We start from the raw sequence: 22,584 nt of genomic DNA, 5'->3' as shown, positions 1-22,584 counted from the left end.
TTACTTATAAGTTATACCTGATTTCCCACAATTTTGTAATAACTTTTTGATGTAATTATAAAAACTGCCAGATAGATCAGACCAAATACCAGCACCGTACCGGCTAAGCACCATGCAAATAAAGTTCCATTATACAATGACACCAGAGCAAGCAGTTTTTTCAGCATCGGATATGCGGCTGCAAGATGGCATGCCGCCGTAGCAAGTGGCAGGAAAAATACCATACGCACCTGGGAACGGATCGTCGCTTTTACCTCTTCGTTGCTCATTCCGACTTTTTCCATAATGGCAAACCGTTCTTTATCCTCATAGCCCTCTGATATCTGTTTATAGTAAATAATAAGTACTGTGATCATTAAAAACATGCTTCCTAAAAACAGCCCCAGGAAAAGTAATCCGCCATTGCTCGTCTCATAATCAATATGTCCCTCTGCTCTCGATATTACATTGCAGTCCAATCGCATGGTCTTAGGATTCGTCTCATCATTCTGCCATTCACTGACACGCTCCCGCACAGCATTGGCGCAGGCGATTTTTTCTTCTCCTGTTCCGCTCATGTCAAAGTTCATCACATAAGTAAGATCCACAGTCCGCTCTTCCCCATATGCTTCTGTCTCCATAGCCGCAAGCTGCTTTCGCATATTCTCCAACGCGTTTTCGTCTTTTACGATAAGGATAACCGAACCACCCACAAATTCTGACACTGCATCTCTTATTGGAAATTTCATGGACTGTTCCACAGGATACTCTGTATTTCCCATTACGATCGTATCCTGCTCATATACAGAATCCATCATCACTGCCACACTTCCATCCGGTATATCCGGGATCGTTTCCTGCATATATTCCTCAAAGCCGTCTTTTGTCATAATCTCCAGTACATACATATTAGAAAAATCCATAGCAGATCGATCCAGTGCCGTAATTTTATTTCCGGTCATCGCCACCGCAGTTCCTACATAGCTTCCTTTCTGTTTTCCTGTGATAACTCTTCCATTCTCTTTTATCACACGCTCAATTTCATCTGCCATCCGGTTAAATGTCTGTGCATCCTGCTGTCCATCCGGATCATAAAATATCAGTTCAAGCTCTGCCGGATACTGTGTTTTCAACTCATCTTCGATTCCTGCATACATACACACTGTCATCGAGATCACAACAAGTACCATTGTAGATAAAATACAGATATTGGCAAGTCCCACTGCATTCTGCTTCATCCGGTAGATCATGCCGGAAACCGTTGTAAAATGTCTGGTCTGATAATAATAACGTTTATTTTTCCGCAGCAATTTTAAAAATGCAATACTGCCGGCATTAAAAAGGAAATAGGTTCCGACAATAACTAACATAACCGCCACAAAAAAAAGACTGACCGCTTTTACCGGATTATCCGTTGTAATCGCGATATAATAACCGGTTACAATACATAAAATTCCAAGAACCGCCTGAATGATTTTTGTTTTTGGTTCACGTTCTCCGGTGTTTCCGCTGTGAAGCAGTTCTACCGGATTCGAAAGCCGGATCTGCATCAGGTTATAAAGAAGGATACACACATAAATAGCACCAAACATCTCAGCGGTATGAAGGCATCCCCATCCTGAAATATAAAATGGAATCGCCGCCTCAAGACCGGTCAGCCGGTATAAAAACATGGTAAGTAATTTTTGAAATACGATTCCAGTTATCAGACCTCCGCCAACTGCGATCAAAAAGGAAAATACTGTTTCCCACGCCATAATTTTGGCAACGTGGATTTTTTCCATACCAAGAATATTATAAACTCCAAGTTCTTTTTTTCTGCGTTTCATAATGAAACTGTTCGTATAAAATAAAAAGATGCTGACAAACACACCGACAACGACCACACCAAAATATAGAACTATCTGGACACTGCTGCCCCCGCGCATTTTCGAAAGTCCATCATTTCCCTGGATCGCACACATCGTATAGAACATCATGGCTGACAGCATCCCAGCGATCACATACGGCAGATAAAACTGTCTGCTGTTTTTCAGATTGCTCCATGCAAGCCTCAGATAAAGTCTATTCATGACACTCACCACCTGTCGTTAAAATTGTGAGTGTATCAGATATTTTCGCATAAAGTTCTTCGATACTCATATCTCCCCTGTACAACTGATGAAATACTTCCCCATCTTTAATAAACAGCACACGTTTCGCATGACTTGCCGCTTTGATGCTGTGTGTCACCATAAGGATCGTTTGTCCGTCCTCATTGATCTGATTAAACAATGACAGAATACTGTCTGTCGCTTTTGAATCAAGTGCCCCGGTCGGTTCATCCGCTAAGATCAGCTGCGGATCTGTGATAAGTGCACGTGCAACTGCCACGCGCTGTTTTTGCCCGCCGGAAATCTCATATGGATATTTTTCCAAAAGTTCTTCAATCCCAAGTTTTTTTGCAAGAGGGTATGCTTTCGGCTCCATCTGCTCCGGTTTTACTCCTGCAAGTACCAGTGGAAGCAGAATGTTATCTTTCAGGCAGAATTGATCTAATAAATTAAAATCCTGAAATACAAATCCAAGATGATCCCTTCTGAATGCAGAGATTTCTTTTTCGCGAAGCGTTACGATATTTTTTCCATTCAAAAGGACCTCTCCTGCAGTCGGTTTATCCAGTGCGGCAAGAATGTTAAGAAGTGTTGTTTTCCCTGATCCGGACTCTCCCATGATCGCCACATACTCTCCTTCTTCCACAGAAAAATTCATGGATTTCAATGCCTCTACCTGGTTTCCTCCAAACCGCGTAGTATATATTTTCTTTAAATTGTTTACCTCTAAAAGTGCCATTTCAGACTCCTCCCTGTCTTTTCTATGCTCAGATTGTTCCTGCAGTCATCATTATTTTTATCACAGCAGTCTTGCTTCATTTCCTTAAGGACTGTATCAAGTATAACAAAAGAGGGAAATGCAAGCTATCGAATCAGCTTACATTTCCCTGCTGTATCTTACATTATCGTAAGATTGCATTTTCTGTTATATGATACTGCTTTATTTTTTGAAATAATAGTTTTAACCGATTTTTACGACTGTCCCAACACCCTCTTTTGATGTGATCGCAAATGTATGTCCCAGTTTTTTCAAAATACGGCTGCACAGATACAGACCGATTCCGCTCGAATGCTGCCCTTCATGTCCATTACATCCGGTATATCCCATCTCACAGATACGGGGCAGATCTTCTGCACGGATTCCGATTCCGGTATCTTCGATGACAAGGCAAACCGAACTTGTACTGCCGTTTCCCATTTCTGTCTTTTTTGCATGGGAGATTTCAGGCAAAGTCACCGACATGGTTCCATCTCCATCTTCCAGATAAATCTTAATGCTTCCTGTCTTTGTGTATTTAACTGCATTTGATATTACCTGTTCTATAACAAATGAAAGCCATTTTTTATCCGTAACTACGCTTGTTTCAACCGGTTCATAACATAGACTGATTTTTTTTGCAATAAACTGTCTTGCATATTTTTTTACAGCCCCCCGTATGATCTCATCCAGATCGGTCTCTTCAAATACGAAATCCGTTGTTTCTGAATCGAGACGCTGATACTGCAATGCCATTTCCACATACTGTTCAACATCAAACAGTTCGGAAAGTTCCTCTGTCATCTTTCCATCTTCATTTTTATTCTGAAGCAGAAGACGCAGCGCAGCGATCGGCGTCTTGACCTGATGCACCCACATGGCATAATATTCCTGCATATCTTTCTGTCTGGCAGCCGCCTGACTCTGCAGTCCTGTATATTCATCTGCCAGTATCCGAAGCAGCTTCTGATACTCATTTTCCAGCAGATCTGCAGTTTCCGGCATTCCATCTGTGGAAAGCATGATGCTATGTTCCAATTCTTTTATTTTCTGATAATGCCTGTAATACCTTGCTGCATCAAAGACCAGAAGGATCAGCAATAAAAATAACGAGATAAATATCCCATAGAGGATCTCTGCAAATGCTATTTCATTGAGCATCATCGTTGCGATCATGATCACTTCACACACAATGACAATGCACAGCCAGCCAATACTTCTTTTTATATAAGCAATAATACCTCTCATCCGATCTGATACCCGATTCCTTTTCTCGTTACAATAAAATCATAAAGTCCAACAGATTCTAACTTTTTCCGTAACCGGTTGACATTAACAGAAAGTGTATTTTCATCCACAAAACTGTCACTCTCCCACAATTTTACCATCAGAGTATCTCTTGAAACGACTTTCTGCTTATTTTCCATAAGCACCTGTAAAATCTTAAATTCATTTTTGGTCAATTCTATTTTTTTCTGTTCATAAAACAATGCTGCCTCTGTCAGATTCAGCATAGCTCCCTTATGCTCTAAAACAGCACTCTGCCCGGTAAAATCATAAGTTCTCCGAAGCATCGCCTGCACCTTTGCCGTCAACACTTCAAGGTCAAATGGTTTTGCAATAAAATCATCTCCACCCATACTGACCGCCATCACAATATTCATATTATCCGATGCGGACGATACAAAAATAACAGGTACTTTTGAAACTTTACGGATCTCACTGCACCAGTGATAGCCATTAAAAAAGGGAAGTTTGATATCCATCAGAACAAGCTGTGGATCAAATGCCGCAAATGTGCCGGTCACATTTGAAAAATCTTCGGCACAGCATACTTCATAATTCCAGCTTTCCAGATGGGTCTTTACACTTCGTGCTATACTTTCATCATCTTCTACGATCAAAATCCGATACATATTTTTTACCACAGTTCTGCCAGTTCATAAATGAGTTTTTCTGTTTTCTCCCAGCCAAGGCAAGGATCTGTAATTGACTTTCCATAGCAGTGCCCGCCGACTTTCTGATTTCCATCCTCTATATAACTCTCAATCATAAGTCCCTTGACAAGTTTATGAATATCAGCAGACATCTTACAACTGTGCAGTACATCCTTACTGATTCTGATCTGCTCCTCAAATTTCTTGCCGGAATTAGAATGGTTGGCATCAACAATCACTGCCGGATTGGCAAGCGGATTGCTGGATGAGTTTGCATCCTCATAATGCTCTAACAGGTTCTGCAGATCTTCATAATGATAATTCGGGATATTTCTTCCAAATTTATCTACATAACCTCTTAAAATAGCATGTGTATATGGATTACCCTGCGTTTTTACCTCCCAGCCACGGTATAAGAATGTATGGCTGTTCTGTGCCGCAATGATGGAATTCATCATAACAGCAATATCACCGCCTGTCGGATTCTTCATACCTACCGGTATCCCCACACCACTTGCTGTCAGTCTGTGCTGCTGGTTTTCCACAGAACGTGCACCTACTGCTACATAAGAAAGCAGATCTGATAAATATCTGTGATTTTCCGGATATAACATCTCATCCGCACAGGTAAATCCTGTCTCCTCCACTGCACGTTTATGCATCTGGCGGATGGCTATGATTCCTTTTAACATATCAGTCTCTTTCTCCGGATCCGGCTGATGCAGCATACCTTTATAACCGATTCCAATTGTTCTTGGTTTATTGGTATAAATACGCGGAATCATAAAAATCTTATCAGCAACTTTGTCCTGCACTTTACGAAGTCTTGATATATAATCAATTACCGCATCCTCATTGTCTGCGGAGCACGGTCCGATCACCAGAATCAATTTATCTTCTTTTCCCTCAAATATTGCGCGGATCTCATCATCACGCTCTGCTTTCGTAGCAACGACCTGTGCACTTACCGGATACTCTTCCTTCAGCTCTGCCGGTGTCGGAAGTTTCCGTAAGAACTCCATTTCCATTTCCATATTATCCTCCGTTTCTGCGCCTTCTCTATCTTCTTTTATGTCACTGTTATCCTCACAGGACTTCTTTGTTATCTGCGCACTGCTTTTTTCACATTAGTTTTGCCCGTAAAACTTGCAATCTGTTTTTCATGCCGCTTTTTCTTTTTCGCTTTAAAGCATTGCAGTATGAAGTTCCTTTAAATAATACTGTGTTCTCTCTGATCTGTCAATCCCTTTTAGGGATTTTCATGAGCTGCCCGGAGGGCTTTTTAATTCATAGGACGTAATTTCCTATGAATTAAAAAGGGCAGGTATCTCATTAAAATACCTGCCTGAAAATAAATATCTATATCTTAGTAAAATACATGATTTCCGATCACAACACCAGCGCGTCCGGAACTTGCTCTTGAAAAACAGGTTGCACCGCCTGTATTATCGGAACCACCTAATGCCTGCTGTGCTGCCTGTACGCAGCTGCTCTTTGGTCCGTTTGCTGCAATGCTTGCAACCATTCCCTGCCCTGCTGGTGGGAACTGTCCGCTCTGGTAAATAACACCGGAAATACTTGATGGATATGCACCTGAACGAAGTCTGTTCATAACAACTGCTCCAACTGCAAGCTGTCCCTCGTAAAGTTCGTTACCTGCTTCACACTGGATCAGTGCTGCAAGAAGTGTTACATCATCATAAGATGCTGAAACTGAAGCATTCTGCACAGTAGTTGTCTCTTTCGTCTGTGCTGCTTTTGCTGCTGCCTCTTCCTCAGCTTTCTTTGCTAATGCCGCCTTTTCTTCTTCTATCGTAACTGCCTCACCAAGTGCAAGTTCTGTGGTAACATAATCCGCACTGACATATGCAGTCTGTCCTTTATATTTAACAGCAACCCATCCATCCTCTGTCTCAGCGTCTGTATCAACTGTCAATGTTGTTCCCTCTGAAACAGCAGTGATAACAGATGCATCCTCCGATGCAGCATTTCTGACACGAAGTCCATTCGTATTAACCTGTGCCTCTGTCTCAACGTTTTCCTGTGCATAGTCAAGTGCATCCTCGCCGGATACACAATAATCGTTGTTTACATATCCATCAACATCGCCGGATACGACATGGGTCCATGTATCTCCATTCTCAACGACATCTGCCACATCACCTTTATATAATTTACCGATAATCTCTGCATCCGCATCCCCAGATGCTCTGACATATAAAAATTCATCAACATCTGCCATCAGACGATTCTGCCACTCGGCATTTTCGGTATTCTGAATATTTTCTGTATCTTCTATATTTTCCGTCTCTTTTGTATTTTCTATATCTTTTGTATTTTCTACATCCACTGTATTCTCAGTGTCTGTTTCACTATCCACATCTGCATTCTGCACATCTTCTACGGCATCAGCTTCCTGCGTCGTTTCATCTTCCTTAGAATCAGCCTGCGCAGATTTCTCTACGGATACTGTTTCTTCCTGTACTGCTGATGCTTCTTCTGTATCTTCTGCTACCTGCGCTTCCTCATCTGCCGAAGCAACAAGTATCGTCTGGGAGTTCTCAACTCCTGCTGCTGCCATCTCTACTGCATCTGTACTTACCTGATTTAACTGTGCAACAACACCTGCTGTCCCATCTGTAGCTAAGTCCGTCCTTGTGTCTGCTACAACCGCTACTGCTTCTGCTGAAACTGTACTGGCTGCATCTGCAATCGCGCACATCACTACCATAGAACCGGCAAGCATGATTCCGCTGATTGCTCTTTTTCTTAAATTCATAGAAAACCTCCATCAGTGTTTACCATCTTATGTAAATAGTATTACACCTTTGTTTCGTTTTATTCATCTTTGTTACAATTATTACGGATTTATTACAATGGGGATTATAGCAAAGCAATACTAAAATGTCAAGTGTTTGACATTTTCTTCCTTTTTTAAGAAAAAACCTCCTCTATAACATCACGGATTACTGTCACGGACTCAGCATCCTGATCACTTTCCTGTTTTTCCTTTTCTAATGTATTTTGTGCCCTGCTTTCTATTTGCTTTTCTGCCTGTTTCTCTGTTTGTTTCACACATCTATCATTTTCTATCTGCTGCAGTTTTTTTTCGATTTCTTCGTTCATCAAAAAGCTTTTCCGCTCCACTTTTTTTATCCTGTGTAATACATAAATCAGCAGGATCAGCATCAGTATACCGCTTCCTATATAAAGCCATTCTGCATATTCTGCTATAAAGATTCCTATCTGTTCCATGTATACCACCTCTCTTTTCCGGACTTATCGATAGATCATACTGTCCTTTTTCTTATTAATTATAGAAAGAACAAGTCCGTTTGAAAAGGTCTTCTGACTGTTTTTTGACCGCAACTTTTGACATTTTCAGTCATTTACCCGCCTGCTTTTTATGCCCCTTTTGTCTGCTGTTTTCTATTTTATAAGTCTTTTCTTGACTTTTACGCATAAGGGTATTATAAATAGGGAAGTGCAAAATGTTACAGGAAAGGGATTATTCTATGAAAAAAATCGTAATGACCGGGGGCGGTACCGCAGGGCATGTCACACCAAACATCGCATTAATGCCAGCCTTGCGAAATGAAGGTTTTGAAATTTCTTATATAGGTTCATATGAAGGGATTGAAAAACGGCTGATTGAGGAACAGGGTGTTCCTTACTATGGCATTTCTTCTGGAAAATTAAGACGCTATTTTGATCCTAAGAATTTTTCAGATCCATTTAAAGTATTAAAAGGGTATACACAGTCGATCCGGCTTTTAAAGAGGATAAAACCAGATGTAGTTTTTTCCAAAGGCGGATTTGTCTCTGTTCCGGTAGTTTTAGCAGCAAAACACTGTAAAGTTCCTGCAATTATACATGAGTCAGATCTGACTCCGGGACTTGCAAATAAACTTGCCATTCCAAGCGCAACAAAAGTTTGCTGTAATTTTCCTGAAACACTTTCTTATCTTCCGAAAGAAAAAGCTGTACTGACCGGTTCCCCAATCCGTCAGGAGCTTTTAACAGGCGATGCTGAGCATGCTTTTTCACTCTGTCATTTTAAAGATCACAGTAAACAGACAATACTCATCGTTGGCGGAAGCTCAGGCTCCCGTGTAATAAATACAGCGATCCGTGGTCTGCTTCCTGAACTTCTGAAAAATTACAATGTTATTCATCTCTGTGGAAAAGACAATCTGGATGAGACATTAACCGAAACGACCGGATATGCACAGTTTGAATACGCAAACAAAGAGCTTTCCGATATGTTTGCTCTTGCCGATCTTGTTATTTCCCGTGCAGGTGCAAATGCAATCTGCGAACTTCTGGCACTGCGCAAACCAAATATTTTAATTCCTCTTTCTGCCGCTGCCAGCCGTGGAGATCAGATTCTGAATGCAAATTCATTTCGTTCCCAGGGATTTAGTTATGTGTTAGAGGAAAAAGATCTGTCAAATACGACACTTCTTGAAGCAATTGAACATGTTTTCCAGAAAAAGGAAGAATATATTAAGGCAATGGAAAACAGCAACAGCCGTAATTCCATTGATACGATCATCGGATTGATCTTAGACGCATCTAAAAAATAATTTCTGATATAAGAGGAACGGATATGTACTTTATAATATCTGTTCCTCTTTCATTTTGTGATTATAAGCTAGAAAGCTGCTTTTCCGGCAACATTCCCTACATCTTCAGAGAATCTCTGATCTCTGCCATTTCTTCTGGTGTAAACTCCTCATGATCCCAGATCAGAATATCATTATTTTTTGCATTTTTATAACGTGGGATCAGATGCATATGAAAATGAAATACCGTCTGTCCCGCAATTTCATGATTATTTTGTACAATATTAAATCCATCACACTTTAAAACGTCCGTCATATGTTTTGCAAGTTTCTTCGCAAGCTGCATTGCATGTCCTGCTGTCTTTTCATCGATCTCATAAATATCTGCATAATGTTCCTTTGGCAGGATCAATGCATGTCCTTTTGATGCCGGACTCGCATCCAGAATCACTTTGAATTCATCATCCTCATAAATCGTATTGGATGGAATTTCTCCTCCAATAATTTTACAGAAAATACAATTTTCGTCTCTCATATTATCCTCCATTTTCTGTGCATTTGCACTCCTTTTTATTTGCGCAATCGACATATTTACTACAACATCCTGCAGATTTTCTATATCAATGTGTAAACTTAAACATGGTATCTAACATACGCAGAATCTTAAAATTTCCTTTTGCCGTCATTTCTCCTGTCATGAATGCCCTCTGAAATGTCATCCTTCCATCTACGATACCATCCATAACTTCCGGTTTTAATTTCGCATAGACATCAATATTTTCTTCCTGTCCATAGTGAATTGTAAGTTCACCTTCATTTACTTCTAAAAACAATGGCTTTTTTCTGCCTTCTATGATAAACAGGTATCGTGCCTTAAATTCAGGCTGCGGAGCAAACTGTTCACGGAATGTCTCAATATAAGCCTCTTCATCTTCTTTTTCTGACTTTCCAAGCATCCCCTTAAACATTGTTGCAAGTTCTTCGATATCTTCCTTCTGCTTTTTCACATACGTATCATCTGACACATACTTTGACAACTGCTCGCTCTCCTGTGGTGTAAGTTCTAACTGCGGAGTTCTTAATATTGTCTGCTTTACCGCCTGATTGCTGGTCGGAAGACATTTTACTTTCTGTGAAATCGTCCGGTAAAGATTCTCCGCCTTCTTCTCTATTAAAACGGTATAATCTTTATTCATCTCAAAACTAACCAGATCCTCAACGTAACCACAAAGTCCCGGACATGGCTGACCACCTAAGATCTCCCAGGCACTCTCTAATGTCAGTTCACCTTCCCGTTCTCCATATGTCGTAGACATAACAATTGGCTGCATATAGGTTGTTTTTATCTTTTCCTTATCGCCATACAGCCAGCAGGCATCCAAAAACTGCTGCATATAGCCACCTATTCCAAGCCACTCAACAGTTGTTGCAAGAATGATACCATCGGCATCTTTCATCGTCTGCGGAAGCGTGGCAATCTCGTTTTTATGCTCATAGATATTAATACGCTCCACCGTCACGCGAAGTTCCTGCAATACTTCTTCCATTTTATTCAACACATATAATGTAGGATCATCTAACAATCCCCGTCCACCATAATAAATGTTTACTTTCATATTCTACCTCTTCCTGCATGTTCACCAAATACTGTTTTCAGTATATAAACTTTTATTCTTATAATCAACAATTTTCCACTTTTTTGTGGTATAAAATCATTGCCGCAAGAAATCCGGTAAGGATTCCACCTACATGACACCAGTTATCAATTCCAATTGTGGAAAAACCATAATACAAACTTAACGCTGCCATAAGCATCATCCCTTTTACTGTTAAACCTTCAAATCTGCCCCGGTGTCTTATCACTACCCAGATCAGACCGCCAATCATTCCAAACACTGCACCTGATGCGCCTGCAGATACAGCATAATCTCCACTATACAGCATCATAAAATAGGACAATATTCCTCCACCTATTCCTGACAGCATATATATTACAAGCATCTTTAAATGGCCGACTGCCCTCTCAAGTCTCGATCCAACACAGCAGAATATTACCATATTATTTACCAGGTGCGGCAATCCGAAATGGATAAACATCGCCGTAATGATCCGCCACCACTGATGATTGACCTGTAGGAATTCCGGATACATCCCACCATGTGATGCAATATAAAACGGATCCTGCGTATCTCCCAAAATTTCCAATATCAAATATACGATCACATTTATGGCGGCAATCGCTATTGTCGTATAAGAAAGTTTCTTCCATTCAAAACCGGTATTTATATTTCGGGTAACTTTAGAATCAACCCTGCAATTCTCCAATGCACTTTTGAGTCCCCAGAAATCTCCCGGCTGATTTTCATAAATTATCAGTCTCCCCTGCTTCGTCTCATACCCCCATACATTCTTTTGTACACTGCATAACTGATGCATCATATCCGTATTTCTTCCAGCCAGCAGTGTAAGCAGTTCCACATGATAAACCGGATAACCTTCCGGGAAATCTGCAAGCCTGCCCTGCGGATGATAAAAAAGATCCATAACTCGTTCCTGCATTACCTGATGCTGTTCTATGGTCAAAGTTTTTGTATCGTCTAATGATATCATCATCACAACATGAAATCCCTGCTGATAATATTTATAAAATACTCCGACATTCTCCGGCTGCACCGTACAAAATCGATAACCTTGTGCAAGTATCACCTGTTCTATCTCTCTGTTCATATATTTGCCCTCTGATTTGATTATAACGTGTTTGTTGTGCAGGATTTCTGCACATAATATGAACTCGTCAAAGTTCATTATAACGTAGCAAAATAAGATTGCAAATATGTATGCCTCTTTATTTTCTTAAATAAATCTAAACTTCTCATCCGCAAACATAACTGTTTCCTGCGTCTGAAGACTCATTTTTACCCTGCAATTCAACAACTCCCCACCTACCATGGTTCCATTGGAAGAATTCAGATCTTCTATAAAGTAAACCTCCCCTTTCCTGGTAATCCTCGCATGATGTCTGCTTACGGTTCCACTTGGTATCACACCGTCACAATCCGGTTCACTTCCTATAATATATGGAGTATGATCTATTGAAAGCTCACTGCACGCACCATTTCCCTCATATTTTAATATTCCATATTCCTTTTGGGGAAGATTAGAAAGTAAAACGGTTGGATTCTGCTGATGTACGGCAATCTCTGGTTCCGGTTCAAACACAAAAGGTTCCAATTTTTTTTCCTGTTTTTTCACCCCGCGTAATAAATCTCGCATTTTTTCAACCATATTCTGTTTTTTTCCGCTCCATAAATGCCTAAACCCTGTTTTTTTATTTTCTAAAGGTAATGTTCCTTCTTCCTGTTCCTCTTCCTGCCACATTGTATCCGGAATCTTTTCCAGTACATCCTCTAAATATTCGGACTTCCTTAATATCCTTTTTATTTCTGCAATACAGTACCCTTCCATTCTGGTATATTCAAATAGCTCATACGCCATTTGAACCCCATCTGCACTTTTATGATCTAATTTTGCCAGAAGATACTCTAACAGCTCATGAAACGATTTTCCTATATCTTTTTCATTCCCAAAGTAACAGCAAAAGCTGATATTTCCGGTCTGATTATCGAAAAAAATACATTCCGGTCGCAGTAACAATATATCAGGGGATATTAACAACCCATCGAGTATCTCCGACATTGTAACAACAGATTCACATATTTTCATAAAAATATCATGACCAATATCTGATAATTCTGCCAACATGTCTACCGCCTGTTTTCCAGTTATGTCATACCATAGCTGTAACTGCCCATTTTTACTATTACATTCTGGTAATATCAGACCTTTGGGTGTATTTCTCCAGAGCATTTCTTTTTCCCATTGTTCTCCTTCCAATGCCGGCATTAAAACCATATGGCTGGAATGAATATTTCTATAGTAGCTAATCTGAATACTCAAAATAATCCTTTCACCCTTTCTATCTCATAAAATAACTTTAGTGCATTTAAAGTTTCCTCCTTTATCACATCTTCCGCAAGTGTTCTTGTCTCACCATACAGTTGCAATCCCAGTTTCATGACGATCAAAAATAACAGCATCGCCATTGACATAATGATTGCAGCCTCAATAGTAATAGATGCTTCTTCCCATTCTTTCATCCCATTACCATCACGAACAGATAACCCACCAGCAAAAAAGGTGCAAAAGGAATCCTGTACGTTCGTCCTTTCTTTTTGAATACCGATAAAAATAATGACGTTATTCCTATTAAAAATAAGCCGGCAAAAAATACCTCCATATTTTTTTCAAATCCAAGGAATATACCACTAACGACCAGGATCATTCCATCTGCAAATCCAACACCCCCACCTAACAGAAAACCCCAAAATAAGATCATAACTCCAATTCCCATGCCAAACAAAATCTCTACTATATCTAACTTCATGCTATACAAATGAAGTAAAAGCCCTATAATGCCTCCTGTCAGTAAAAAATATGTATTTATTTTTCTTTTTTTATAATCCTGGTATGCAGATATTGAAAAAATACCCAGCATTAATGTATTTTGTAGCATTTTCCCCTACCTCTCCTGTTTTCTAATTTATGCATCTACTGCATTGTTTCCTGTTTCCCACTTCCGATAAACGTATCATATAAATCGTGCGCTTAATTCCACTGCAATTTAGATCATAATGAAATCTGTTTCCCCAATCGGTAATAAACACGGTGTCCTGTTTTTGTTTTTCCGCACATATTTCACATTCGCGGTACTTTTCTCCATATTTATTCCGTTTTTTCTCTAATTCTGTACAACTAACAGAAGATACTGACAATGCTAAATATGTACACTCTCTTGATGTATGATAAACACTCCCTCTTTCTGCCACATACACCCATACTTCCTGATCAGCACTGTTTCCCGTCCACCCGGTCCATTTACGGCATACTGCATGCTGGCTGATTTTAAGTTGTGATTTTCCAGACATCCACACTGGTATTTTTATACGATAAGATGCTACCAGATTTATCTGATCTCCTGTAAATTTTGACTTCGCCAGACTAATACCTGCCGCTTTATTAACTACATAGTGGTTAATATTATCATTTTCTTTTATATTTTTCTTAAAAAGAACATTCGCGGCAGCAATGCCAATCTTTGCCGCATCTTCTTCATTTTCCAGAACAGCCAGTACTGCCATCCTGCGCCCGGTATCATCTAATGCCTTCTGGACTTCCATCTGTACCTGCATAACCCGGAAAAGCATTAAAATCATCATAAAAAACAATGTCATAACCGGCAGTATCACAGCCGCCTCTAACGTAAATGAGCCTTCCAGCCAGGAACATGGCGGTGTCTCCTGACAGCGGCAGGCCTCCGCCTGATGAGAAAGAATATTATCATTTTCCGGGAGAGATCTTTTTTTGTATATTGTATTTTTTATATTCTCTTTCTCAGTAAGAAACACCGCCACATCCCCTCCTTATTCATTGCTATATGACATTTTCTGGTGCTTAACAAAAGTATATCTGCCTAATTTCTGCCCTCCATGCAAATTGCTTTTTGCAAACAAAGGCTCCGCTTCAAATCGCATCTCACAGGTCATGTTCCCTATCATATGATCCATTCTGGCGTTTTTACTATTCTCCTCCTTTTGTATGGCAAATTCCATGATATCCATCATACGGTATGCTATTTTCTTTTCTTTCACTGCAAATAACAATTGCTTTACATAGCCCTGATAATTCAGTCCATCTTTACATTCTTTGGCTTTTCCCCCATCAGTCACGAGTTCTCCAATCTTTTTTATATCAACATTCCATTCTGATGAACTTTTCATCAGTGCAATTTTCCCGCCAGAGAGAAGTGTGCGCAGATCAAGTATACTTTCTACATATGCCCACGCAGCCACGACACCGATCTGTACAATCTTAACGATCACCGGATTACCGGAAAAACCGGCAAGTGATGTTGCAATAATTAACGTCTGATTTAATTTTTCTCTGTCTGCTATAATGTGAGCAACGTTTGCGGCTTCCCTCATAAGCATCAGACGTTCCACTGACGACTCTAAGTTTTGTCTGTCTGTTTCTTTCCCACACAGAATATACTCCATTTCATATGTCAGATCTCCCTTCCCCGGCTCTGTATAACTTGAAAAATACTTTTCAATATACTCCAACACCATAACACGGTCAAAAACATTAAGTTTTTCTGTCTTTTTTGCGTGATACGTTCCGGTTTCACACTGCCTTTTCGAAACTGTATCTTTTAGTTCAACCGCATTTGATGACACTGATGACATATCCGGTATCGTCATGCCAAGAACAGCATTCTGCTTTAATTGCAAAACGACCTGAATAGGACTTTCTGCTTTCTCTTTTTCTGCATCCTGTACCTGGTCTTCATTCGCTTTATCCTGTGCAATGTTATCTTCTTCCTTCTCCTTTTTTGCATTTACGATTGCCTGATCCGCATCTTCCACACTGTAATCTGTTTTTCCATTCTCCTGTGCCTGTTGTCCATCCTGATACTGCTGATACATTTTCTTCGCAATGTCTTCAGGCAGATGTTCCTTCATGTATGCTGCCGCCTGACACAGCATCCCTGTTCCTTCATTATCTGTTGCCAACATATATTCCATCAACGCAGCCTCACATAACTTTGTCCGAAACATGCTGTTTTCTCCGGATTTTGACAAATTTCCAGCAACATATTCCATTACACGTGAACTCACTTTATGTTCCTCAAACTGCTCTGATCCATATGCACCATCCAGATACAGCAGATGATATTTATTCCACAACACAGGCTGATATTCTGCTGCAACACAATCCATCCCTGTTTCTGCCGCGAGGGTGTCCATCATCTTTAATCCTGATACCCTCGCCCCCTCTAATAGTGCAAGCAGAAACGATAAGATCAGCAGCAGACTTAAAGCAGAAAATATTGTCAGACTTCCTTCTGCCTCTGTTTTCATAATATCTTATTACTTTCCGTTGTGATCCTAGTAAGAATTTTGTTATTTAAAGTCGTAATCTTATTCTTGAACACAACTACAAGTCCGATCAGTATAACCAGTATCAACACGATCTCGATAATAGCTACTCCCTCTTCTTCCCTGAAAAAATCTTTAAGTCCCTTCATAAAAACCTCCATTTCTGCGCTGTACTTTGCGCGATCCAAGTTTATGTGCAAACACGAATCTATTTGCAGGAATCATAATTCCATAGAATGATAATTCTATAGAGTCATAATTCTATAGAATGCATAGCTGGAAATGCCAGTATCAACATAACTGCACCAAGCATCAGAATCATTGGAAACAACATTTTTGTCCCCGCTTCCTCTCCCAGCTTGCGTGCCATACTTTTTCGTTCTTCAAATGCCTCTTCTGCTTCCTGCTCTAAAAGGTTTGTCAATCCTCTGCTCCCTTTTCTTAAATTCTGTGCCAGAAGATTACCAAATTTGCGATAGCGGTATCCTCCACACCTCTCTCCAAAACGCTCATATGCACGTTCCTCCCCCATTCCATTTTTTATTTCATATACCGTTTTTTGCATTTCCTCATAGATTTCTTTTTTATAAATTGCTTTTTTATGCCGCTCATTAAAATAATTCGTTGTTAGTCTGTTCCATGCAGAAGAAACAGTCATTCCTGCCCCCAACAGAAGCGCCAGATTGCTTACCATATCCGCATACTGTAATTCCAGTACTGCTTTCCGTTTCTTTTCTTTTTCTCTTTCACGCGACTGATCTACAAATGGAAGAAGAATTACAATCACGATTCCAAGAAAAAGGATTTTTTCCGGCAAATACTCTTTTTTCGTGCTCCAGACCAGTTTTTTTCCATCAATCTGATTTGGGAGTTTCAGTATATTTTCTGTGCTCTCTGTCTGTCTTTGCAGATAGTGTCCAATTTCCAGAAGCATTTTCTGTTCTTCATTAAGAGCCTTTGGCATTACCCGGAAATACCGTTCACTAAAGCACTCCGAAGATTCACACTTTAACGTCACTTCAGCTTTTACCAAAATTCCCTCATCTGGTATATTTTCTGCAACCACCACGCCCTCATCATCAACTACATCATACGGTTCAAATATCCATTCTGCACTTACCTTTCCTTCCTGATAACTTCTTTGAATTTGTACTTTTTCCTGCACTTTGGCACTGTTTTTTGCAAATTCTTCATCAATCTCCTGCTGCGCAGCCTCTAACAGTCTCTGCTCATCCTGCTTTGAAAGTATCTGTTCCGGAACCACTACATGATAGGAATACTCTTCTAACACATCTTCTACATCCAGGGTCATTTCTTCCTCATAATCACCTTCTCCATATGCCGGACGCACAAATTCTGGTTTTACATCACTATTTTCATCCATCACCTCTGAAAGATGCACAAAAATCGCCAGGACAGATACCAAAATCATCACCCCTGCTGCACGGCTTGTCTTAGGCGATGCTCTTTTTCCCCCTATAATTGCCACAAAAACTGCTGTACACAAGACTCCAATATACAAAACCATTCTTTTCTCCTTATACTTTAATATCTGAAATTCGTCTGTTTATTGCCGTTGCCCCTGCAAAAATCAATAATGCTGCACTCATGACAAATACCCCTGACAGATTTCCATATAAAGGATCGATAAATTCTTTCGATGCAAGGTTCAGATATGTAAGAATGAGAAATGGCATTACGCTCATAATCTTTCCTTCCAGTTTTTTCCCGGCAATAACTGTGTCCACTTCCCTCTCCACTTCTATTTTAGCTGAGATCCGCATTGCAGTCGTCCTTATAATTCCTGCAAAATCTCCTCCACTTCTTTTCGCAAAACCAAAAATCTCTGCAAAACTTTCAATTTCTTCCACCCCGCTCCGCGTTGCCAGATCATGTAAAATTTCTTCCACATTCCGGTTCAATTTAATTTCTGTATTCATCCGGATCAATTCCTGTGTGATCATTGCCTCTTTTCCATACAGCCCCATAACTTCCCGCTCTGCTTCTTTCCATGCATTCTCAATGGAATATCCTGCAAGCAGTGCTGCTGCAACAGACTGAATTGCATCCCGAAATTCTATCATTAATTTTTTTGCGCGTTCATCTTTTTTCTTTTTTTTGTAATATGAAACGATCAGATAATTTACAGGTATGACTAACACCATGCCATACCATGAACGGTAAAACAGCCATGAAATTGCTGCTGTTAATATTATTCCCGCTACAACACACCCCAGTCGTTCCCACAGATTGCACTGGTATTTACGATAATCCATTTATTCCCCCGTATCTGTAAGCGTAATTCCTGCCCTTTTACATTTTTCCTGGTTAAATAGTGTTCCCATCTGCTGTAATTTTCCACAAGCCATTTCCACATCCGGTGATTTTTCCACATAACGATACAGGTCTTTCAACACAATCTCCCCATCCTGCATGCCGATCACTTCTGTAATTGCCAGCACTTTACGGCTTTTATCTCTCATTCTTCCAAGATGGACCAGAATATCTAACCCTGATGCAATCTGGCTTCGTATCGCAGCAAGTGGCAGCTCCATTCCCATCAGCACCATTGTTTCGAGCCGGCTCAACATATCCCTGCATGAATTTGCGTGCCCTGTTGATAAACTTCCATCATGCCCGGTATTCATTGCCTGCAGCATATCAAGTGCCTCTTCTCCCCGGCATTCACCAACCACAATTCTCTCGGGACGCATTCGAAGAGCCGTCCTTATCAGATCCCGTATAGTAATGGGCTTAACCCCGTCAAACATCTGATTTCTTGTCTCAAGTCTTACCAGATTGGGTTTATCAACAAGCCGGAGTTCTGCAGAATCTTCAATTGTGATGATTCTTTCTTCCCGCGGAATATACTGTGACAGTGCATTTAAAAATGTCGTTTTCCCAGAACCTGTCCCTCCTGATATAAATATGTTATATCCTGCTGCCACAAGCACCTTTAAAAATGCTGCCGCTTCCTCTGTAATCGACCCTATCCGTATCAGATCCTCCATCAGAATAGGCGTTTTGGGAAATTTCCGGATAGATACAGCGGCGCCATCTATGGAAATTGGTGAAAGAACAATATTTACACGTGATCCGTCCGCTAATCTTGTATCCACGATCGGAGATGCCTCATTTACCATACGATTACTGTTTCCCGCCATCTGTTGTATCACATCACTCAATTTCTGTTCAGATGAAAAATGTGTCTGTGCCTGAAACAATTTTCCTTTTTTTTCATAAAAAATATGTGATGCTCCATTGATCATAATCTCCGTTACATCTGCGTCCTCTAATAATTCCTGGATTGCATCATACTTTCTCAAAGAATTAAATAGTAAATGTTCTAATTGCTCCCTTTCTTTCAATGTCAGCAGGTTATTTTGGGAATATTCCTCCACTTCTGTTTCAATAAACCGGTAAATCTCTTCATCATTTTGCTCTCTGGACAAGTCCAGCGCAGCCATGATATCTGACCTCAGTTTTTCAAATATCTCTTCACTCCACCTATATTTCTCCATAAACATCCCCTGCCAGATATTCTCTTATATAGTCACCAAATTCACTCCATATAAGCTGTTCCAACATATTTCCACCACCACGGATTCCCTTCGCAGTAAAAGGAAGATTTACAAATTGCAATCTTTTGAACAGTTCTCCTTTCTTTGCCAGTTCCAGGTAATGAACAAATTCTTCTTTCTGACACTCATAGAAATACCCTTCTTTTACCGGACAATAAATGCTGCTGCAATGTTCCAGAAAAACTGCAATGGAATAAACCCCGGTTCCAAGATCAAACACAACCGTATCAAACTCCGTGTTCTCTTCCAAATATTCCAACAACTGCAGGTAATCGTTCATCTGAAACTCCCCAAGCTGTTCCGGATTACGAAATGGTGCAACATATGAAAAATCTCCCATTTCATATACATTCCGCAAAAACTGTCCAGATTCTATTATCCCTTTTCTCAGTCGAAGAACCAAATCCCCCATATCGTATTCTGCCTGACTGTCAAACAGCTTTAAAAATCCGGTACTCTGCATCAGATTGATATACAATACTCTCCTTTGTTTTGCGAGTATAGAAGACAGTACCATAGAAAACGGCATCTGCATTTCATGACGGATAGGAGAATATACTCCTATGATCTCCAATTTGCCAAACCTGTCTGTAAATATCTCCTTTCCTGTTTTTTTTCCTCCTGTCACTGCCATTATTTCATGAAGAATCATCTCCATCGGCTGATATTTAAAAATAACAGTCCGCTTTTTTCCCGGCTGCAGATAAGTATTATCCTCTGCCAACTGTTTCGGCATATTTTCTGACAGAATCAGTATCGCCATTTCCAAAAGCTCTGCCTGTTCTCCCAGTTCCAAAAAGCCACTTCCAAGTATGACCAGATCATATTTTTCACTCTTTATCTTCTGTAAAAACAGTTCCGGCTCCCGAAATAAATGAACCGTAAATTCTTTTGCCTTATGTTCCATCAGATATGCAGCAAATCTTTCCCCATACGTTTCATTCGTATCACAGAATGCCACATCAAGTTTATGCAATAGCCCACCCCCAGACCACGATAAAATATCCAATTAAAATTGCTGTTGAAAAATGCATGAATGTCTTTGTTCCAATTGCATAACCAACCGTTAATTTTTTATAAACGATCTTTCCTGCTCCTATGACAGCCCCTACCACAAACGCTGCAGGTATCAGATAACAAAGCTGTGTCAGTGTCAGAAAACCTCCTGCAATGGAAAATAACTTGATATCGCCTGCCCCCATTATGTGCAGACTAAATAAAAGAAATAATAAGATAACCGGAATAGAAATATTCATCAGAAAATGAACTGCACCTGCACTTCCTTCCCCCAGCAGTCGAAATGCAAGTCCCCAAATTAATCCGGAAACAATCAGCCGGTTACTGATCCTGCCGTTTCCGAAATCCATCACCACCGCCATCGTAAGATGCGTCAGCAATGTAAGATTCATTAGTCCCCCAATTCATCACCTCTTTCGTAGTTTGTAAGTCGAATTATAGCAACGCTTTTTTTATTTGTCTACACTTTTCTCAAAAATAGCCTATCTTTGTAGACTATTCACAAAAATTTACATGCCAGAATTCCGTAAAGCAGCGCAAACCCGCCTATACCAAGGATTCCAATTGTCAAAAGGCTGACCGGATTTAATCCAACACTAATTGCAATTTCCTGCGACGCCAGAAAATCATTTGCATAAATAATTCCAATTCCACCTAAAACAACACGAATCATAAAGTTTAGTAACATCTGCATTTTTTTCCCAATCACAACGATAAAAAGTACAATTCCAAGTGCCCCTATAATTGCCCATTCTCCCTGTATCTGTGACATATATATATATTTCTCCTTTTTAGCACGATCAGCTCTCAAAGGCTGTCTCTTCTTTTTATCAAATTTATTCATTCAGACACATTTTATGCAAATAGTTTTTTACAATTTTTCCGTTTTTTGTATAGAATGGAAATTTTGTGATTATACTAAGAATAAAGAATATTTCAGACGGAGGAATACTATGTTTCGTTTTTTTCAACCAGAAAAAACAAATGATGCGCATTATACGGTGCTAATGAATGACCTCCATCAGACTGCGCAGGATCTGCAGGATGCATACCGAAATTTAGAAAATGTAATTGATCCGGATATGATCGACTGCTGCATCTATGAACTATATTCTGTGCAAATGCGCTATAAATTTTTACTTGCAAGCATAAAAAAAATAGAGGATTCCTATACTAAGAATCCTCTGGAAGTATCTAAATCCTGATAAGTCTCAACCAAATCATTTTTTCCGTACGTATATCCGGCATAAACCTGCTGTGTATTACGCATAAGCGGCGCGGAGGTATCTTCTTTCATTACCTCCGCAAATGCCGTATAAAGTTTGTTCATCAGGCTCTCTGCAAGTTCGATCTCTTTCAAGTCCCTTTTATACATTGCTTTTGCAAGTGTTTCCCTGCAAAATACATAAATACGGTATAACTCTCCCGCAAGTTCATAAGAAAAATCAAGCGACGACATCAATTCGCTGACAGCCTTTGTGGCATTCCGTAATGCCGTCTTATAATTTTCCCATTCCTTGTTATCATATGCCTCTTTTGCATCTTCAATATACGCGAAAAAAATATCATAAATTACAATGACCAGGCCGCCTCTGTTACTCTGGCTGATCCTTCTTGTAAAATCCATTATCTGTTCTTTTTTCAAAACAGATCCCTCCTG

General features: G+C 39.9%; 25 protein-coding genes. 2 read left to right on the top strand and 23 right to left on the bottom strand.

Annotated features, from left to right (window positions below):
* Positions 1-11: 11 nt before the first annotated feature.
* The 7 genes from DW650_RS11175 to DW650_RS11145 form a co-directional block, all read right to left on the bottom strand.
* Positions 12-2,051, bottom strand: coding sequence for an ABC transporter permease (locus tag DW650_RS11175; RefSeq protein WP_118209940.1), 2,040 nt, complete (start codon positions 2,049-2,051; stop codon positions 12-14).
* Complete coding sequence (locus tag DW650_RS11170; RefSeq protein ID WP_118209939.1) at positions 2,044-2,811, bottom strand: ABC transporter ATP-binding protein; 768 nt, start codon at positions 2,809-2,811, stop codon at positions 2,044-2,046. Before DW650_RS11170 ends, DW650_RS11175 begins: the two co-directional genes overlap by 8 nt.
* Positions 2,812-3,033: 222 nt before the next feature.
* Positions 3,034-4,077: a sensor histidine kinase gene (locus DW650_RS11165; protein WP_118209938.1), complete on the bottom strand. Its 1,044-nt coding sequence runs from the start codon at positions 4,075-4,077 to the stop codon at positions 3,034-3,036.
* A complete protein-coding gene (locus DW650_RS11160; protein WP_118209976.1) occupies positions 4,074-4,745 on the bottom strand; it encodes a response regulator transcription factor in 672 nt (223 codons plus the stop codon). Before DW650_RS11160 ends, DW650_RS11165 begins: the two co-directional genes overlap by 4 nt.
* A gap of 5 nt (positions 4,746-4,750) precedes the next feature.
* On the bottom strand, positions 4,751-5,800 hold the full coding sequence (locus DW650_RS11155; protein WP_117921690.1) for a 3-deoxy-7-phosphoheptulonate synthase: 1,050 nt from the start codon (positions 5,798-5,800) through the stop codon (positions 4,751-4,753).
* Positions 5,801-6,132: 332 nt separating this feature from the next.
* Positions 6,133-7,545, bottom strand: coding sequence for a cell wall hydrolase (locus tag DW650_RS11150; protein WP_118209937.1), 1,413 nt, complete (start codon positions 7,543-7,545; stop codon positions 6,133-6,135).
* 155 nt (positions 7,546-7,700) lie between these two features.
* Positions 7,701-8,021, bottom strand: a complete 321-nt coding sequence (locus DW650_RS11145) for a hypothetical protein (RefSeq protein WP_117921686.1) — start codon at positions 8,019-8,021, stop codon at positions 7,701-7,703.
* 260 nt (positions 8,022-8,281) lie between these two features.
* Here DW650_RS11145 and DW650_RS11140 point away from each other — a divergent pair, with 260 nt between their 5' ends.
* Positions 8,282-9,352: an undecaprenyldiphospho-muramoylpentapeptide beta-N-acetylglucosaminyltransferase gene (locus tag DW650_RS11140; protein WP_199654267.1), complete on the top strand. Its 1,071-nt coding sequence runs from the start codon at positions 8,282-8,284 to the stop codon at positions 9,350-9,352.
* 97 nt (positions 9,353-9,449) lie between these two features.
* Here the strand turns inward: DW650_RS11140 and DW650_RS11135 are convergent, their stop codons facing one another.
* The 15 genes from DW650_RS11135 to DW650_RS11065 all read right to left on the bottom strand — a co-directional run bounded on the left by DW650_RS11135 (position 9,450) and on the right by DW650_RS11065 (position 21,696).
* The gene (locus DW650_RS11135; RefSeq protein WP_117921721.1) at positions 9,450-9,866 is read right to left on the bottom strand and encodes an HIT family protein; all 417 of its coding nucleotides are present in this window, start codon (positions 9,864-9,866) and stop codon (positions 9,450-9,452) included.
* A gap of 85 nt (positions 9,867-9,951) precedes the next feature.
* Complete coding sequence (locus DW650_RS11130) at positions 9,952-10,947, bottom strand: SCP2 sterol-binding domain-containing protein (protein ID WP_117921683.1); 996 nt, start codon at positions 10,945-10,947, stop codon at positions 9,952-9,954.
* A 64-nt stretch (positions 10,948-11,011) separates the two neighbouring features.
* Positions 11,012-12,058 (bottom strand): rhomboid family intramembrane serine protease, encoded by a 1,047-nt coding sequence (locus tag DW650_RS11125; RefSeq protein ID WP_118209935.1) that lies wholly within the window; start codon positions 12,056-12,058, stop codon positions 11,012-11,014.
* Positions 12,059-12,184: 126 nt separating this feature from the next.
* Positions 12,185-13,288 carry a DUF6382 domain-containing protein gene (locus DW650_RS11120; protein ID WP_243102938.1) on the bottom strand — a complete coding sequence of 368 codons (1,104 nt, stop codon included), beginning with the start codon at positions 13,286-13,288 and terminating at the stop codon, positions 12,185-12,187.
* A complete protein-coding gene (locus DW650_RS11115) occupies positions 13,285-13,488 on the bottom strand; it encodes a hypothetical protein (protein WP_117921677.1) in 204 nt (67 codons plus the stop codon). Before DW650_RS11115 ends, DW650_RS11120 begins: the two co-directional genes overlap by 4 nt.
* On the bottom strand, positions 13,485-13,904 hold the full coding sequence (locus tag DW650_RS11110) for a prepilin peptidase (protein WP_117921675.1): 420 nt from the start codon (positions 13,902-13,904) through the stop codon (positions 13,485-13,487). Before DW650_RS11110 ends, DW650_RS11115 begins: the two co-directional genes overlap by 4 nt.
* A gap of 22 nt (positions 13,905-13,926) precedes the next feature.
* Entirely contained in the window at positions 13,927-14,796 is an 870-nt protein-coding gene (locus tag DW650_RS11105) for a TadE/TadG family type IV pilus assembly protein (protein WP_243102937.1), read from the bottom strand.
* Positions 14,797-14,811: 15 nt separating this feature from the next.
* The gene (locus DW650_RS11100) at positions 14,812-16,308 is read right to left on the bottom strand and encodes a DUF5702 domain-containing protein (protein ID WP_118209932.1); all 1,497 of its coding nucleotides are present in this window, start codon (positions 16,306-16,308) and stop codon (positions 14,812-14,814) included.
* On the bottom strand, positions 16,305-16,475 hold the full coding sequence (locus DW650_RS11095) for a Flp1 family type IVb pilin (protein ID WP_118209931.1): 171 nt from the start codon (positions 16,473-16,475) through the stop codon (positions 16,305-16,307). The genes DW650_RS11100 and DW650_RS11095 overlap by 4 nt, the downstream gene beginning before the upstream one ends.
* Positions 16,476-16,579: 104 nt before the next feature.
* Complete coding sequence (locus tag DW650_RS11090) at positions 16,580-17,854, bottom strand: type II secretion system F family protein (RefSeq protein ID WP_118209930.1); 1,275 nt, start codon at positions 17,852-17,854, stop codon at positions 16,580-16,582.
* Positions 17,855-17,864: 10 nt separating this feature from the next.
* The gene (locus DW650_RS11085) at positions 17,865-18,602 is read right to left on the bottom strand and encodes a type II secretion system F family protein (RefSeq protein ID WP_118209929.1); all 738 of its coding nucleotides are present in this window, start codon (positions 18,600-18,602) and stop codon (positions 17,865-17,867) included.
* Positions 18,603-19,853 carry a CpaF family protein gene (locus DW650_RS11080; RefSeq protein ID WP_118209928.1) on the bottom strand — a complete coding sequence of 417 codons (1,251 nt, stop codon included), beginning with the start codon at positions 19,851-19,853 and terminating at the stop codon, positions 18,603-18,605.
* On the bottom strand, positions 19,834-20,883 hold the full coding sequence (locus tag DW650_RS11075; protein ID WP_117921662.1) for a hypothetical protein: 1,050 nt from the start codon (positions 20,881-20,883) through the stop codon (positions 19,834-19,836). The genes DW650_RS11080 and DW650_RS11075 overlap by 20 nt, the downstream gene beginning before the upstream one ends.
* Positions 20,876-21,316, bottom strand: coding sequence for a prepilin peptidase (locus DW650_RS11070; RefSeq protein WP_117921660.1), 441 nt, complete (start codon positions 21,314-21,316; stop codon positions 20,876-20,878). Before DW650_RS11070 ends, DW650_RS11075 begins: the two co-directional genes overlap by 8 nt.
* A gap of 107 nt (positions 21,317-21,423) precedes the next feature.
* The gene (locus DW650_RS11065; protein ID WP_117921658.1) at positions 21,424-21,696 is read right to left on the bottom strand and encodes a pro-sigmaK processing inhibitor BofA family protein; all 273 of its coding nucleotides are present in this window, start codon (positions 21,694-21,696) and stop codon (positions 21,424-21,426) included.
* A gap of 85 nt (positions 21,697-21,781) precedes the next feature.
* On the opposite strand from DW650_RS11065, the gene DW650_RS20635 reads away from it, so the two are divergent.
* Positions 21,782-22,129: a DUF2508 family protein gene (locus DW650_RS20635; protein WP_334294391.1), complete on the top strand. Its 348-nt coding sequence runs from the start codon at positions 21,782-21,784 to the stop codon at positions 22,127-22,129.
* Here the strand turns inward: DW650_RS20635 and DW650_RS11055 are convergent.
* Positions 22,093-22,569, bottom strand: coding sequence for a flagellar export chaperone FliS (locus tag DW650_RS11055; protein ID WP_241070840.1), 477 nt, complete (start codon positions 22,567-22,569; stop codon positions 22,093-22,095). The genes DW650_RS20635 and DW650_RS11055 overlap by 37 nt on opposite strands.
* Positions 22,570-22,584 lie beyond the last annotated feature (15 nt).

Source organism: Roseburia sp. AM23-20, assembly GCF_003470905.1.
In the GTDB taxonomy this organism is placed as follows: Bacteria; Bacillota; Clostridia; order Lachnospirales; family Lachnospiraceae; genus Roseburia; species Roseburia rectibacter.
This window is presented reverse-complemented; position numbering and strand designations above follow the sequence as displayed.

Bases quoted from the DNA above. Each gene is read 5' to 3' on its own strand.
- DW650_RS11080 (WP_118209928.1), bottom strand. From the start codon at position 19,853: ATGTTTATGGAGAAATATAGGTGGAGTGAAGAGATATTTGAAAAACTG.
- DW650_RS11155 (WP_117921690.1), bottom strand. From the start codon at position 5,800: ATGGAAATGGAAATGGAGTTCTTACGGAAACTTCCGACACCGGCAGAG.
- DW650_RS11065 (WP_117921658.1), bottom strand. From the start codon at position 21,696: ATGTCACAGATACAGGGAGAATGGGCAATTATAGGGGCACTTGGAATT.
- DW650_RS11125 (WP_118209935.1), bottom strand. From the start codon at position 12,058: ATGAACAGAGAGATAGAACAGGTGATACTTGCACAAGGTTATCGATTT.
- DW650_RS11140 (WP_199654267.1), top strand. From the start codon at position 8,282: ATGAAAAAAATCGTAATGACCGGGGGCGGTACCGCAGGGCATGTCACA.
- DW650_RS11110 (WP_117921675.1), bottom strand. From the start codon at position 13,904: ATGCTACAAAATACATTAATGCTGGGTATTTTTTCAATATCTGCATAC.
- DW650_RS11100 (WP_118209932.1), bottom strand. From the start codon at position 16,308: ATGAAAACAGAGGCAGAAGGAAGTCTGACAATATTTTCTGCTTTAAGT.
- DW650_RS20635 (WP_334294391.1), top strand. From the start codon at position 21,782: ATGCAAATAGTTTTTTACAATTTTTCCGTTTTTTGTATAGAATGGAAA.
- DW650_RS11160 (WP_118209976.1), bottom strand. From the start codon at position 4,745: ATGTATCGGATTTTGATCGTAGAAGATGATGAAAGTATAGCACGAAGT.
- DW650_RS11095 (WP_118209931.1), bottom strand. From the start codon at position 16,475: ATGAAGGGACTTAAAGATTTTTTCAGGGAAGAAGAGGGAGTAGCTATT.
- DW650_RS11165 (WP_118209938.1), bottom strand. From the start codon at position 4,077: ATGAGAGGTATTATTGCTTATATAAAAAGAAGTATTGGCTGGCTGTGC.
- DW650_RS11175 (WP_118209940.1), bottom strand. From the start codon at position 2,051: ATGAATAGACTTTATCTGAGGCTTGCATGGAGCAATCTGAAAAACAGC.
- DW650_RS11115 (WP_117921677.1), bottom strand. From the start codon at position 13,488: ATGAAAGAATGGGAAGAAGCATCTATTACTATTGAGGCTGCAATCATT.
- DW650_RS11135 (WP_117921721.1), bottom strand. From the start codon at position 9,866: ATGAGAGACGAAAATTGTATTTTCTGTAAAATTATTGGAGGAGAAATT.
- DW650_RS11085 (WP_118209929.1), bottom strand. From the start codon at position 18,602: ATGGATTATCGTAAATACCAGTGCAATCTGTGGGAACGACTGGGGTGT.
- DW650_RS11090 (WP_118209930.1), bottom strand. From the start codon at position 17,854: ATGGTTTTGTATATTGGAGTCTTGTGTACAGCAGTTTTTGTGGCAATT.
- DW650_RS11130 (WP_117921683.1), bottom strand. From the start codon at position 10,947: ATGAAAGTAAACATTTATTATGGTGGACGGGGATTGTTAGATGATCCT.
- DW650_RS11070 (WP_117921660.1), bottom strand. From the start codon at position 21,316: ATGAATCTTACATTGCTGACGCATCTTACGATGGCGGTGGTGATGGAT.
- DW650_RS11145 (WP_117921686.1), bottom strand. From the start codon at position 8,021: ATGGAACAGATAGGAATCTTTATAGCAGAATATGCAGAATGGCTTTAT.
- DW650_RS11150 (WP_118209937.1), bottom strand. From the start codon at position 7,545: ATGAATTTAAGAAAAAGAGCAATCAGCGGAATCATGCTTGCCGGTTCT.
- DW650_RS11170 (WP_118209939.1), bottom strand. From the start codon at position 2,811: ATGGCACTTTTAGAGGTAAACAATTTAAAGAAAATATATACTACGCGG.